This window comes from Sphingomonas sp. (genome assembly GCF_017304615.1).
Taxonomy (GTDB): domain Bacteria; phylum Pseudomonadota; class Alphaproteobacteria; order Sphingomonadales; family Sphingomonadaceae; genus Sphingomonas.
In genome coordinates this window covers 1,202,499-1,216,038 of the sequence record NZ_JAFKLZ010000001.1, presented here as the reverse complement: position 1 = coordinate 1,216,038, position 13,540 = coordinate 1,202,499, and the positions used below count along the sequence as shown (strand labels likewise).

Annotated in this window: 14 protein-coding genes and 1 tRNA gene; 14 read left to right on the top strand and 1 reads right to left on the bottom strand. The window is 67.0% G+C overall.

Annotated features, from left to right (window positions below):
• Positions 1–203 precede the first annotated feature (203 nt).
• Positions 204–893 (bottom strand): 2OG-Fe(II) oxygenase, encoded by a 690-nt coding sequence (locus J0J06_RS06140; protein ID WP_294040433.1) that lies wholly within the window; start codon positions 891–893, stop codon positions 204–206.
• A gap of 167 nt (positions 894–1,060) precedes the next feature.
• Here J0J06_RS06140 and J0J06_RS06135 point away from each other — a divergent pair, with 167 nt between their 5' ends.
• From J0J06_RS06135 to J0J06_RS06070, 14 genes are all read left to right on the top strand, one after another.
• The gene (locus J0J06_RS06135) at positions 1,061–1,900 is read left to right on the top strand and encodes a type II secretion system protein N (RefSeq protein ID WP_366931195.1); all 840 of its coding nucleotides are present in this window, start codon (positions 1,061–1,063) and stop codon (positions 1,898–1,900) included.
• On the top strand, positions 1,897–4,098 hold the full coding sequence (gspD, locus tag J0J06_RS06130; protein ID WP_294040431.1) for a type II secretion system secretin GspD: 2,202 nt from the start codon (positions 1,897–1,899) through the stop codon (positions 4,096–4,098). The genes J0J06_RS06135 and gspD overlap by 4 nt, the downstream gene beginning before the upstream one ends.
• Positions 4,099–4,172: 74 nt before the next feature.
• Positions 4,173–5,651 carry an ATPase, T2SS/T4P/T4SS family gene (locus J0J06_RS06125; protein ID WP_294040853.1) on the top strand — a complete coding sequence of 493 codons (1,479 nt, stop codon included), beginning with the start codon at positions 4,173–4,175 and terminating at the stop codon, positions 5,649–5,651.
• Complete coding sequence (gene gspF / locus J0J06_RS06120; protein ID WP_294040430.1) at positions 5,644–6,870, top strand: type II secretion system inner membrane protein GspF; 1,227 nt, start codon at positions 5,644–5,646, stop codon at positions 6,868–6,870. Before J0J06_RS06125 ends, gspF begins: the two co-directional genes overlap by 8 nt.
• Positions 6,871–6,877: 7 nt before the next feature.
• A complete protein-coding gene (gene gspG, locus J0J06_RS06115) occupies positions 6,878–7,357 on the top strand; it encodes a type II secretion system major pseudopilin GspG (RefSeq protein WP_294040429.1) in 480 nt (159 codons plus the stop codon).
• A gap of 3 nt (positions 7,358–7,360) precedes the next feature.
• A complete protein-coding gene (locus tag J0J06_RS06110; protein ID WP_294040428.1) occupies positions 7,361–7,834 on the top strand; it encodes a GspH/FimT family pseudopilin in 474 nt (157 codons plus the stop codon).
• A gap of 61 nt (positions 7,835–7,895) precedes the next feature.
• Positions 7,896–8,306, top strand: coding sequence for a type II secretion system minor pseudopilin GspI (gspI, locus tag J0J06_RS06105; protein WP_294040427.1), 411 nt, complete (start codon positions 7,896–7,898; stop codon positions 8,304–8,306).
• Positions 8,303–8,983, top strand: coding sequence for a type II secretion system minor pseudopilin GspJ (gene gspJ / locus J0J06_RS06100; RefSeq protein ID WP_294040426.1), 681 nt, complete (start codon positions 8,303–8,305; stop codon positions 8,981–8,983). The genes gspI and gspJ overlap by 4 nt, the downstream gene beginning before the upstream one ends.
• Positions 8,973–9,938 (top strand): type II secretion system minor pseudopilin GspK, encoded by a 966-nt coding sequence (gene gspK, locus J0J06_RS06095; RefSeq protein ID WP_294040425.1) that lies wholly within the window; start codon positions 8,973–8,975, stop codon positions 9,936–9,938. The genes gspJ and gspK overlap by 11 nt, the downstream gene beginning before the upstream one ends.
• Positions 9,935–11,032 carry a type II secretion system protein GspL gene (gspL, locus tag J0J06_RS06090; protein ID WP_294040424.1) on the top strand — a complete coding sequence of 366 codons (1,098 nt, stop codon included), beginning with the start codon at positions 9,935–9,937 and terminating at the stop codon, positions 11,030–11,032. Before gspK ends, gspL begins: the two co-directional genes overlap by 4 nt.
• Positions 11,029–11,502, top strand: a complete 474-nt coding sequence (gene gspM / locus J0J06_RS06085) for a type II secretion system protein GspM (protein WP_294040423.1) — start codon at positions 11,029–11,031, stop codon at positions 11,500–11,502. Before gspL ends, gspM begins: the two co-directional genes overlap by 4 nt.
• A complete protein-coding gene (locus tag J0J06_RS06080) occupies positions 11,499–12,218 on the top strand; it encodes a type II secretion system protein N (RefSeq protein ID WP_294040422.1) in 720 nt (239 codons plus the stop codon). Before gspM ends, J0J06_RS06080 begins: the two co-directional genes overlap by 4 nt.
• 48 nt (positions 12,219–12,266) lie before the next feature.
• Positions 12,267–12,343: transfer RNA gene (locus J0J06_RS06075), tRNA-His, on the top strand.
• A 93-nt stretch (positions 12,344–12,436) separates the two neighbouring features.
• A complete protein-coding gene (locus J0J06_RS06070) occupies positions 12,437–13,489 on the top strand; it encodes a Glu/Leu/Phe/Val dehydrogenase dimerization domain-containing protein (protein WP_294040421.1) in 1,053 nt (350 codons plus the stop codon).
• Positions 13,490–13,540 lie beyond the last annotated feature (51 nt).

Below are 13,540 nucleotides of genomic sequence, written 5' to 3'. Positions count from 1 at the left end.
TTTCCGGTCCCCAATTCGGCGCGCTGTTGCGTCGCCGATCGATCAACATGCCGACGATCAGTCGCGAATCACTGTCGTTCGCGGCTTCGTCTGGGGTCCTCTAGGAACGGCGTGCGACGCTTCGGCGTCAGTCGCGTGACTCCGGCGTAACGATTGGATGAAGTTTTGGAGACTCTTGTGACGGTTCGATGACGGTCCAGGCGTCACGGCGCCTCGCCGAACCCCCAGGGGCGCTCGCGAAACCATTTGGTTATCACGTATTTCACGCCGGCGCGGACCTTCATGCCCTGATGGATTGTGCTCGGGTTGGGGGAGCCGTCGGGGCGCAGGTTATTCCAGCAAAGCAATTTGCCGGTCTCTGGCTGGATCGTCTTGTCGATCGCCTTGAACCGCGTCGCGCCGCCGGCGTCGGGTTCGTTCAGGTAGATCATGACCGTCCAGGTCCGGTTGCCGGCGATCGAGCAATATTTGTGGAAGTCGATGCCCTGCGGCTCGAAATAGTCGGTGTGCCCCTTGAATTCCTGGCCGACCGCGTAACGCTGGCCCTGGATCGGTTCGCCGTGCACCGGGTCCAATCCGGTGAAATCGATGATCAGTCGCTCGATGTCGGCCACGACGGGCAGGGCCGCATCGAGATCGCAGGTCTCGCTGGTCCGGAAGGCGGCATCGCCATTATAGTCGGAAACGGTCGAGGGGCGGCGTGACTCATCGATCAGCGCAACCAGTTGCGCACACAGCGCCGGGTCGGCGAACCCGCGCTTCTGAAACAGGGTAAGTTTCGGACTGGGAGTGCGCAGGACGCCCGGATGCGACAGGATGTGTGCGACGACGGGTTCGGACGGATGGCCTGATCCAAAGCCAGTTGCTAAGGCGGCGGTCGTGGGGGCGATCATCGTTATTCTACTGCCAGACAAAATTGGTAGTCGCCAGATTCTGCTGAATCGCTAAACAATGCTTATGCGACGTGCCCCCCGTCCATATTTCCGCCGCGTCGCGAGCATCGGCGAGGTGCGTCATGCGGCTTAGTCCCAGCCCCCGCTTGCGCGCCATGCTCCGCCGGATGCCGGCGTTGAATCTCTATTCGATTGGCGAGTTGCTACTGCTTGCCGTCCTGGCGATCCAGTGCGCGCGCTTGTTCTGGACGATCGTCACCCCGGTCGGCCCGCTGGGCGACTGGCGACTGGCGCAGCCGGGAATGGGCGGATCGCCGGCCGCGATCCTGCGCGGGTTCGACCCGTTCTTCCGCGTTAGCGGCGCGCAGGGCGGAACGACGGCGGTCACGTCGCTGCAACTCACGTTGTTCGGCACGCGGATCGACGATGCGACGGGCCAAAGTTCGGCGATCATCGCCGGGCCCGACGGCGTGCAGAACAGCATCGGGCTTGGGCAGGAGATCGTTCCCGGCGTGCGTCTGAAGGCGGTGGCGTTCGACCATGTGACGATCGACCGCGGCGGCAAGGCCGAGGAGTTGTACATCGACCAGTCGGGCGGGCCGGCTCCCGCAGCGACCGTGGCGGCGCCGGTTGCGTCGGCTCCAGGTGCCGTGCCTCAGGGCGCTGTCCCTGTCGCGCCGCCGCCGCCGCCGGTCGGATCGGCGGCAGACGGCAAGCTGCCGGGCGTCAACGCGTCGCAGCTCAAGTCCGACATCGGGTTCACCCCGCGTATCGACGGCGGCCGCATCACCGGCCTCGTCGTCCGCTCGCAAGGCAATGGCGCCGCCTTCCGCACCATCGGCTTGAAGGATGGCGACGTCGTCACCGCCGCCGGAGGACGGGCAATTACCGGCCCCGCTGATCTTGATCGCGTCTTTTCCGGACTGACGGCCGGTTCTAGCATTTCGATTACCGTGGAGCGCAATGGCCAGACGCTGGCGCTCACTACGACGATAAGAGGTCAATGAAGAAACTTCCCTTCGCCGCCGCGCTGATCGCGCTGACGCTCGCCGAGCCGTTGGCCGCGCAGACCACGGTCAACGTGCGCGACGCCGACATTCGCGCCTATATCGCCGATGCCGCGCGCGTGACCGGCCGCGTGTTCATCATCGACAGCCGCGTGCAAGGCAAGGTGACGGTGGTCAGCGAGCGTGCGCTGAGCCGGTCGGAATATTTCGAGCTGTTCCTGTCGACTTTGCGCGCAAACGGCTTCGTCGCGGTGCCGACCACAAACGGCGCGTTCCGTATCCAGCCGCTCGACGGTGCCGCGACCCAGCCCGGCCGGGTCGGATCCGCAGGCGCTAACCGCAACCAGTTCGTCACGGAAATCGTGCGGCTCCGCTCGATCGACGCGACCCAGGCAATCGACAGCGTGCGCAGCCTGGTGAGTCCGCAAGGATCGGTGACGGCCAATCGCGGCAGCAACGCGGTGGTGGTCGTCGATTTCGCCGACAATGTCCGCCGCGTGCGCGAAGTATTGCGACGCCTCGACACCGACGCTGCGGCGACGCGGATCATCGCGCTGCAGAACGCCAACGCAAAGGAGATCGCGACCGCGCTGAGTGCGTTGATCAGTGGCGCGGCGGGCGGCGCTGGAACAGGCGCGTCGAGCGCCAGCGTCGTGCCGATCGAAAGCTCCAACGCCGTCGCGATCCGCGGCGACGCGAACACGGTCGCGCGGCTGGCGGCGATGGCGCAGGACCTCGACAAGAAGGCGCGCAGCGGCCAGGAAATCCGCGTGGTGTTCCTGGAGAATGTCGACGCCGCGCAATTACTGCCCGTGCTCCAGCAATTGGTCGGTCAGCCGGTGACGCAACCGCCCGAGACGCAGGGGCTGAGCGCGGCGAGCAGTATTGGCGGCAACAATTCGACGACCGGGTCGACCACGGCGGCAACGGCGCCGGCCGCCGCGCCGGTCGCGACGACCACGGCTCCTGCCAGTGGCACGCCCGCGATTACTGGGATCGGCGGCCGCAGCGCGTCTGTGATCACGCGTTTCGCCGGAGCCAACGCGATCGTCATCGCCGCGCCCGGCGAAGTGCAGCGTCAACTCGCCGATGTCATCGCCAAGCTCGATACGCGCCGCGAACAAGTGCTGGTCGAGGCGATCGTGGCCGAAGTGTCCGACACGACGGCCAGCAAGCTGGGGGTCCAGTTTCTGCTCGCCGGTCTGCCCGGCAGCGGCATCCCCAGCTTCGCGTCCACCTTCAGCAATTCCGCGCCCAACCTTCTCACAATTGCGGGCGCGATCGGCGCGCGGTCGCTGGCGACGACGACCACGACCGTCAACGGCACCACAACTGTCACGACGACCAATAACGCGGTCAGCGACAGCCTGGCGCAGTCGGCAATCAGTTCGATCCTGGGCGCGAACGGCGGTTTCGGCGGCGGTGCGTTCAATATCGGCAAGGACGCGATTTTCGGCTCGATCATCAACGCGGTGAAGAGCGATACCACCTCCAACCTGCTCCAGGCGCCGTCGGTGACCGTCATCGACAATACCGAGGCGCGTATCCTGGTCGGCCAGGAAGTGCCGGTGACGACGGGGCAAGCCCTGTCGAGCAATTTCGACAATGCATTCCGCACCACGCAACGCGAGAATGTCGGCATCCAGTTGCAGGTGCGGCCGCAGGTCAATTCGAGCGGCGCGATCAAGCTCTATCTGCGCCAGCAAGTCAGTTCGATTGCTGGGCCGGTCAGCAGCGACAATTCGGACTTGATCCTCAACAAGCGCGAGGTCGAGACCGTGCTGACCGTCGATGACGGCCAGATCGCGGTGATTGGCGGGCTGTTGAGCGACGACGAGCGGCGCACGATCGAGAAGATTCCGCTGCTCGGCGACATTCCGGTGGTGGGCAATCTGTTCAAGTCGAAAGCCCGGTCGCGGACCAAGACCAACCTGATGATCTTCATCCGACCGACCATCCTCAAGACGGCGGCGGATACGCGGCGAGTCACCGAACAGCGTTACGGCTATCTGCGGCTGCAACAGGCCGGGCAGCGCCCCGACGAGGAGCCGTCGATCGACCAGTTGGTGCGCGATTACATGGGCGCGACCCCGCCGATTCCTTCGGCCCCCATTCCCGGCAATATCGAAGACCCCCGGATCGCGGTGCCGACGATGAGCGGCCCGGCAACGCCCACCAAGGGCAAGCCGAGGAAATGACCGTCATCCGCACCGGCGACATGATCGCGGCGGACGACGCGCCGGGGCCCGAACCGCTGGTGACGCCCGCGGCGATGGTCGCGGTGCCGTATCTGTTCGCGCGCCGGTTCGGGGTCGTGCTGGATCGTGACGGCGATAGTTTGTCAGTCAGCATGCGCGAAGGAGCTGATCCCAAGGTCTTGCTTGAATTGCGCCGCGCGCTGGGGCGGCCGTTCGCGGTCCAGAGCGTTGCACCCGACGCGTTCGACCGGTTGCTTGGCGATCGCTACGCGATGGACGGTCAGGCGACCGCGCTGGCCGCCGGGACACTCGGGATTGGCGAGCTCGACATGCTGGCGACCGATCTGCCGACCGCCGACGATCTGCTCGACACCGCCGACGACGCGCCCGCGATCCGGTTGATCAACGGCATCATCGCCGACGCCGCGCGCAACGGCGTGTCGGACATTCATATCGAGCCGTACGAGACGGGCTTGGTCGTGCGCATGCGGATCGACGGCGTGCTGCGCGAGACGTTGCGGATGCCGCCGCATGTCGCGCCCGTGGTGGTCAGCCGCATCAAGGTGATGGCCCGCCTCGACATCGCCGAACGGCGTATTCCGCAGGATGGGCGGATAGGCCTGACGCTGGGCGGCAAGCTGCTCGACGTACGCGTTTCGACCCTGCCGAGCCGCGCTGGCGAGCGCGTGGTGCTGCGTATCCTCGACAAGGACAATGCCGGGATCGACCTCGACGTACTTGGGATGACGCCGGCGACCAACAAGCTGTTGAGGCACGCGCTGGCCGAACCTAACGGCATCATCCTCGTCACCGGCCCGACCGGGTCGGGCAAGACCACGACGCTTTACGGCGCGCTGCGGCTGCTCAACGACGGCACGCGCAATATCCTGACGATCGAGGACCCCGTCGAATATGCGATCGAGGGGGTCAGCCAGACGCAGGTCAACCCGAAGGTCGGGCTGACCTTTGCGGCGGGCCTGCGCGCGATCCTGCGTCAGGATCCCGAGGTCGTGATGGTCGGCGAAATCCGCGACCGCGAGACCGCCGAGATTGCCGTGCAGGCGTCGCTGACCGGGCACCTCGTGCTGTCGACCGTCCATACCAACGACGCGGTCGGCGCGATCACGCGGATGCGCGATATGAAGGTGGAGCCGTTCCTGCTCGCTTCGACGCTGCGCGCGGTGATCGCCCAGCGGCTGGTGCGGCGGCTGTGCGAGCATTGCCGCAAGGCCGAGCCAGCGTCGCCGCAAGTCGCCGCCTTGCTCGGGATCGAAGTTGGCGCGACGATCTACGAACCGGCCGGGTGCGAACAGTGCTCGCAGACCGGGTTCAAGGGTCGTATCGGCGTGTTCGAGGCGGTTCGGGTCGACGAGACGGTCCGGCGGCTGATCAACGAAGGCGGCGACGAGACCGCGATCGCGCGCCACGCTTTCTCGAATTCGCCCAATCTGGCGGCGGCGGCGCGGCAATTGGTGCGCGACGGCCTGACGACGCCCGAGGAGGCTGTGCGCGTGTCGCGCAACGACATGGCCGAAGTGCCGGACGATGGCTGACTTCGATTACATCGCGATCGATACGCGCGGGCACGAGCAGAAGGGGCATATCGCCGCGCCCTCGATCGACGAGGCGCGCAATGCGCTCGACCGGCGGCGGATGTATGTTGTGCGGATCGAGGCCGGCTCGGGGCCGCCCCCCAAGTCACGGTCTTTGCTCAATCTGGAGATCGGCGGCGCCAAACGGATGAACGGCAAGGCGCTGACCCTGTTCACGCGCCAGCTCGCGACGCTCAACCGCGTCGCCCCGCTCGAGGAGTCGCTCCGCACGATCACGCGCCAGACCGAGCAGGAAGCCGTCCGGGCGGTGGTCGATAACGTCCATGCGGGCGTGGTCGAGGGCCGCCGCCTGTCCGACGCGATGGCGCGCGAGCCGAAGAGTTTTCCGCCGCTCTATCGCGCGATGGTCGCGGCGGGCGAGGGTTCGGGAACGCTGCCGACGATCCTCGATCGGCTGGCGGTCTTGCTTGAGCGACAGGCAGAAATCCGCGGCAAGGTGATTACAGCGCTCGCCTATCCCAGCGTGCTGGCGGTCGTCGCGGTGCTCGTCGTGACCGCGCTGATGATGTTCGTCGTGCCGCAAGTGGTCGAGCAGTTCGACAATGTCGGGCAGCAACTTCCCTTCCTGACGCGCGCGGTAATGGGCGTGTCGTGGGTGATGGCGCATTATTGGTGGCTGGCGCTGATCGTCGTTGCGGGCATCGGTTTCGCGTTCTGGCGCGGGATGAAGAGCCCGGCGTTCAAGCTGCGGTTCGACAGCTGGCTGCTGCGGCTGCCGTTTCTCGGGCGGCTGATCCGCGATCTCCACGCCGCACGCATGGCGCGGACGCTGGGGACGATGGTGGCGAGCCGGTTGCCGTTGCTCGACGGGCTGACGCTGACCGCGAGTACGATCAACAACCTGCGCCTGCGCGCCGCGACCGACGAGATCGTCGATGCGATCCGCGGCGGCGGCAGCCTGTCGACCGCGATGCGGCGGTCGCAGGTCTTCCCGCCGTTGCTGACCTACATGGCGGCGTCGGGCGAGGCGGCGGGGCGGCTCGACGAGATGCTCGAACGCGCTGCCGATTATCTCGAGCGCGAGTTCGACCGCTTCACCGCGACCGCGCTGTCGCTGCTCGAGCCGATCATCATCGTCGTGATGGGGGGCATCGTCGCCACCATCGTGCTTTCCATCCTGCTGCCGATCCTGCAGCTCGAAACCCTTGCCGGACAATGAGGCCGATATGCGTATCCTGAACCCCGACTGCCGCCGCGACGACGAACAAGGCTTCGAGACTTCCAGGCGTTCCGCCGAACACGGCTTCACGCTCGTGGAACTGATGGTAGTGATCGTCATCCTGGGCCTGCTCGCGGCGATCGTCGTGATCAACGTCGTCCCGTTCGGCGACAAGGCGAAGGTCGTGAAGGCGAAGAGCGACATCTCGACGCTCGAAAGTGCGCTGAACGCCTATCAGCTCTCGATGGGCAGCTATCCGTCGACTGCGGATGGGCTAAACGCGTTGGTGACGCCGCCCGCGAGCCTGACCGATCCGTCGCAATATCAGAAGGGCGGCTACATCAAGAAGATCGAGAAAGACCCCTGGGGGCGCCCTTATCTCTACGCCTCGCCGGGTCAGCACGGCGCGTTCGACGTGTGGAGCCTGGGCGCGGACGGCAAGGAAGGTGGACAGGGCGCGGACGCCGATATTGGCAGTTGGCAATAACGAATGGACGAACGCGGATTCAGCTTTTCTAGGCGTTCCGCCCAACAGGGCTTCACGCTCATTGAACTGATGATCGTCATCGCGGTGATCGCGCTGATGACGGCGGCGGTCGTGCTGGTGATTCCCGATCCGCGGGGCCGGATCCGCGACGATGCCGAGCGCTTCGCGGCGCGCGCACGAGCGGCGCATGACGCCGCGATCGTCAATGCGCGGCCGGTCAGCGTGTGGGTTACAGTGGGCGGCTATGGCTTCGACGAGCGCATCGGCGGGCAATGGCGCGCGCTCGGCGACAAACTCGGCGTCGTGCAATGGAAGAACGGCATCAAGGCGGTGCCGGCCGGCTTGGGCGGACGCGATCGCGTGGTGTTCGATCCGACCGGCATGGCGGACCGGCCGATGACCGTGGAACTGCGCCGCGAGGGGCAATCGATGCGCGTCGCGGTCGGGATCAACGGGGCGGTACGGGTCGGTGGTTGAGCGCTCTGGCCAACGTGGCTCCTTGTCCTTGCGGCGTTCCGCCCAAAACGGCTTCACACCCTTGCGACGTTCCGCCCAACAGGGCTTCACGCTGATCGAGATGATGGTCGCGCTGACCGTGTTCAGCCTGGCCGCGCTCGCGTTGATCCGGCTCGAAGGCGCGAGCTTTCGCGGGGCGGCGGCGGTCGATCGCTCGCTGTTGGCCGGGATCGTCGCGCGCAACGTCGCGGTCGAGGCGCTGACCGACGCCAAGGTGCCGACGCTCGGCACGGCGCAGGGGACGGAGACCAACGGTCGCCATAACTGGCAATGGACGCGAACGGTTTCGCCGGTGGGGGACGGCGACCGCGTGTTTCGGATCGACGTCACCGTGGCCGACGCGGCGGGCGTCGCGGGCAAGCTGACGGTATTACGCGACAACCCGCCGCCACCGCCTCCCAGTCCGACGCCCACGCCGAGCCCGACACCATGAAGCAGGATACCGGCTTCGATCCTGTGGGGCGTTCCGCCGAACACGGCTTCGACTCTTTGACGTGTTCTGCCGAACACGGCTTCACGCTCATCGAGATGATGATCTCGTTGCTGATCTTCGGCCTGCTGGCGGCAGCAGGGGTGTCGCTGCTGTCGTTCGGCGTGCGCGCACAGGCGGTCGCGGGGAAGAAGCTCGACGATGTGGCTGCTCTGTCGCGGCTCGACGGCGTACTGGTCGGCGATCTGGCGCAGGCGCTGCCCAGACCGACGCGCGACGAAGGCGGCGCCACGCGGCCCGCGTTTGAAGGAAGCAATGGCGCGACCTTGCTGCGCCTTGTGCGTGGCGGGTGGGACAACGTCGATGCCGCGCCGCGGCCCAATGCGCAGAAGGTCGACTATGTCCTGAGCGAGACGGGCACGATCGACCGCGTCGCCTATCCGATGCTCGACGGCGCCGCGCCGTTGCCCGCTGCTACTTTGCTGACCGGCGTGTCGTCGGTGACGCTACGTTATCGCCTAGCCGGAGCGTGGTCGGATCGTTGGCAAGGGAAGCCGGGTACGCCGTTGCCCGATGCGGTCGAAATGACGATCACGCGCACGGACGGTACGACCTTTCGCGAACTCTTCCTCGTCGGTATCGGCAATGCGATGGCGAAGCCGGTGGCCAATGCGAACTGATCGCGGACAAGAGCGCGGCGCGGCGCTGCTGACCGTGCTGCTGCTGGTCGCGATTGTCGGCGCGCTGGCGGCAGCGACGATGGAGAAGCTCAACCTGTCGACACGCCAGGCCGCCAACGCAAAGGCGATGGAGCAAGCGCGCGGCTGGTCGCAGGCGGCGGCGGTGATGGCGCTGATCCGCATCCAGTCGGTGCGCAAGGACCCGAAATCTACGGTGTCGCTGGCGGGCGGGTGGAGCGACCGGCCGTTCCCGCTCCCGATCCCCGACGGCGTCGCGACCGCGCGCGTCCATGACGGCGGGAATTGCTTCAACCTCAACAGTCTGGTCGTACGCAGCGGGGTCGATACCTATGTCGTGCGGTCCGCTGGCGTGACGCAGTTCGCGCGGCTGATGCGGCTGATCGGCGTGCCCAATGGCGATTCGATCGCGGCGGCGAGCGCGGACTGGATCGACACCGACAATAATCCGATCGCGGGCGGTGCGGAGGATGCGGCCTATAGCGGTTATCGCACCGCCAACACGCTGATGGCCGATCCCAGCGAATTGCGCGCCGTCGCGGGCGTCACGCCGCAGATCTACGAGAAGCTGCGCCCCTATGTCTGTGCGCTGCCGACGACTGATCCGGCGACGGTCAACGTCAACACGATCGAGCCCGAGCGCAGCGCGCTGATCGCGGCGATGACGCCCGATACGCTCGGCGCGGAAGAGGTGCGGCGCGCGCTGCTGACGCGGCCCGAGACTGGCTGGTCGCAGGTCAGCAATTTCTGGAGCAGCGGCTCGCTTGCCGCTAAGGTGCCCGGCGGGGCACCGGGGGGAACGGGCGTGACGACACAGTGGTTCGCGCTGATCACTGACGTGACGATCGGCGGCGCGACGCTGCGCCAGACCGGATTGATCGACGCGCGGACGCCGCAACCTGCGCTGGTGGCGCGGCAATGGGGCGAGGGAGCATGAGCGACATCGTCGCCTTGTTCCTGCCCGCGCGGCCCAAGGATTCGTGGCGCTGGCTGACGATTCGCGATGGCGTGATCGCAAGCCGTGGCGATGGCTTGCCGGGCCGCGACCAGCCGCCCGAGGCGACGACGGTCGCGATCGCGCCGGCCGACGCGGTGGTGCTGCACTGGGCGGATTTGCCGGATCGCTCGCTGGCCCAGGCCACTGCTGCGGCGCGGCTGCTCGTTGCCGAGGCGAGCGTGACGCCGCTCGGCGACCTGCATGTCGCGGTCGGACAGGAAGAAGGATTGAGCGAGCGTCCGGTCGGCGCGGTCGCGGCCGGGCAGATGAGCGACTGGCTCGCCATGCTTGCGGAAAGCGGGTTCGAGGCGGCGTCGGTCGTGCCCTCGCCGATGCTGCTGCCCCGCCCGGACGAAGGTTATGTGATCGGCGACCTCGGCGACGGGCGCGTGGTGCGCGGGCCGTCGAGCGGGTTCGCCGACGAGGACGGCTTGACCGCGCTGATCGTTGGCGACGCGCCGGTCGCGACGCTCGATCGCGATGCGATGGAGGCGGCGATCGTCGCCGCTTTGGCCGATCCCCCGCTCGATTTGCGGCAGGGCGCGTTCGCGCTGCGCAAGCGCGCCGCGATCGACTGGGCGCTGGTGCGGCGGCTGGCCTGGCTGATCGCCGCGATCATGAGCGTGACGCTGTTGATCACGCTGGTGCAGATCGTCCGCTACAACCTGTCGGCCGCATCGCTGGAGGCGCAAGCCGATGCGCTGGCGCGCGATGGTCTGGCGCGTGGCGAGACGGTGAACGACGCCGGGCAGCAATTGACCGACCGCCTGTCTCGTCTGCGCGGCGGCGGGGCCGGGTTCAGCCGTACCGCCGCGAGCGTGTCGGCGGCGGTCGCGGCGGTGCCGGGGGCGGAAATCACCGGGCTGTCCTTCGACCCCAGCGGCAAGCTGCGCGTGTCGCTCGCGACGCAGACGCAAGGACAGATCGTCGACGTCCAGACCCGGCTGGCGGCAGCGGGGTTCAGCGCCGAGCCGAGCACCTTTACCGGTGGCGCCGGGCGGCTGACCGGGGTGCTGACGGTGGGGCCGCTATGATCGCGCGCGCAAGGACCTGGTTCGACGAGCGCAGCAAGCGCGAGAAGTGGATGATTCTCGTTATGCTCGCGCTGCTCGGCGTGACGATCGTCTGGGCGGTCGTGCTGCCGATCGACGACGCGCTTTCGTCGGCGCGGCGGCGCAATGCGGACGCCGCAGTACGGCTGGCGCAGACCCGAGCGCAAGTCGATGCGGTCAAGGCGCTGCGCCGTGTCCGGCCCGAGCCGCCCGCGACGCCGCTTGATGCGCTGGTCCGCGAATCTGCGTCGGCTGCGGGGTTCGCGCTCGATTCGGTGGCCCCGGACGGGGCGAAGCTGCGCGTTCACCTCAATTCGGCGCGGGGCGGGGCGTTGCTCGTTTGGATCGGCGGGCTTGAGGAGCAGGGCGTGATCGTCGATCAGATCAATGTGACCGACGCTGGCAACCGCAACGTCGCGGCCGACATCACTTTCCGAAAGATGGCGTCGTGATCGCTCTCAAAACGCGGCCCGTCGCTTTGTTCGGCGGGATGATGCTGATCGCGCTGATCATATTGTTCCCGATGCGGCTCGCGCTCGGCGTGTTCGGGCTGGCGGGCGAAGGATTGAGCGCGCGCGAAGTGACCGGCCCGGTCTGGTGGGGCGGGCTGAACGAAGCACATTATGGCAATGTCGCGCTGGGTGATGTGAGCGCCGGCCTGTCGCCGATCCAGTTGCTCATCGGGCGCGCGCGGATCGATGTTCGAGGGCAGGAAGGGGCGGCCAATGCAGGGCTTTCCGGCGCTGTCAGCTTCAGCCGAAACACCAGCGGAGTCGATGACGTGAGCGCGATCGTTCCGGCGGGCGACGCCTTCGCGCCGGTGCCGATCACCTCGATTCAGCTCGACGACGTGAGCGTGCGTTTCCGCGACGGGCGATGCGAGACCGCCGAGGGCAAGGTCACGGCGATGATCGCTGCGACGATGCCCCAGCTCAACTTGCCGCCGACGCTGACAGGCAATGCGCGGTGCGAAGGCGGCGCCCTGCGGATCCCGCTGGCCAGCCAGGCACAGACCGAATCGATCGCGGTCACGATTGAGGCCGACGGCAAGTATCGGGCGGAGTTGGTGGTGCGCCCATCCGATCCGGCGGTCGGCGAGTCGCTGACGAATGCGGGATTTCGCCAGACCAACGCCGGTTATCGCATGACGGTGAATGGCAACTTCTGATAAGCTTGACCGCGCCACCCGCCTCCCGCTAGGGGCGGGCGCTTCGCGGCGACCGTAGTTCAATTGGTTAGAGCGCCGGCTTGTGATGCCGGAAGTTGCGGGTTCAAGTCCCGTCGGTCGCCCCATTTTCGCAAGCGCGGCGTATTCCGACTCGCCTTTGCTGCGCTAAAACAATATTACGCGCCGCAGTAATTTTCTTCGCTGCCGCCGGAGCGACCATGACCTCAGTTTGGGACTTGCCCGATTTCGACGACCATGAGGGCGTCCACCTGTTCCGCGACCCGAAGGCCGGACTTACCGCGATCATCGCGGTGCATTCGACCAACCTCGGCCCGGCGGCGGGCGGCGTGCGCTTCTGGCATTATGCCGACGCCAATCGTGCGATCACCGACGCGCTGCGGCTGTCGCGCGGGATGAGCTACAAGAATGCGATGGCCGGCCTGCCGCTGGGCGGGGGCAAGGGCGTGGTGCTAGCGGCCAAGCCGGGCGACACGATCAGCGAGGCGCAGCTCGAGGCGTTCGGCGCCGCGGTTGAATCGCTCGGCGGGCGGTATGTGACGGCCGAGGATGTCGGTATGTCCGAAGCGAGCATGAAGGTGATCGCGACGAAGACGCGCCATGTCTCCGGGCTGCCGGTGGCGGCGGGCGGCGCTGGCGGCGATCCCGGACCCTATACGGCGAGCGGTGTGTATCAGGGCGTCAAGGCGGCGGCAAAGCGCGGGCTCGGCGTCGACAGCATGGCGGGTGTGCATGTCGCCATTCAGGGCGTCGGCAGCGTTGGCGGTGGATTGGCGAAGTTGCTGGCGAAGGACGGGGCCAAACTCACCCTGGCCGACGTCAACGCCGAACGCGCGAAGGCGCTGGCCGCCGAACTTGGTGCGGAGACCGTTGCGACCGACGCGATCCTGAGCCTGGAGGCCGACATCGTCAGCCCCAACGCGCTCGGGGCGATCCTGACCGAACAGTCGATCGCAGCGCTCAACACGAAGGTCATTGCCGGTGGCGCGAACAATCAGCTCGCGACGCGCGAGGACGGCGCGCGGCTCCACGCGCGTGGCATCCTCTATGCACCCGATTATGTGATCAACGCAGGCGGCATCATCAATGTCGGCCTCGAATATCTGGGGCAAGGCGACCAGGCCGAGGTCGAGGCGCGTATCGCCAAGATCCCAGAGCGACTGGTCGAGGTTTGGGACGAAAGCGACCGCACCGGTGCGCCGTCGTCCGACGTTGCCGATTCGATCGCGCGGCGGCTGATCGGCCGGGGCTGACTGGCCAAAGGTCACGTCAGGGTCACACTAGCGCGCGGCGGTGATGACGCC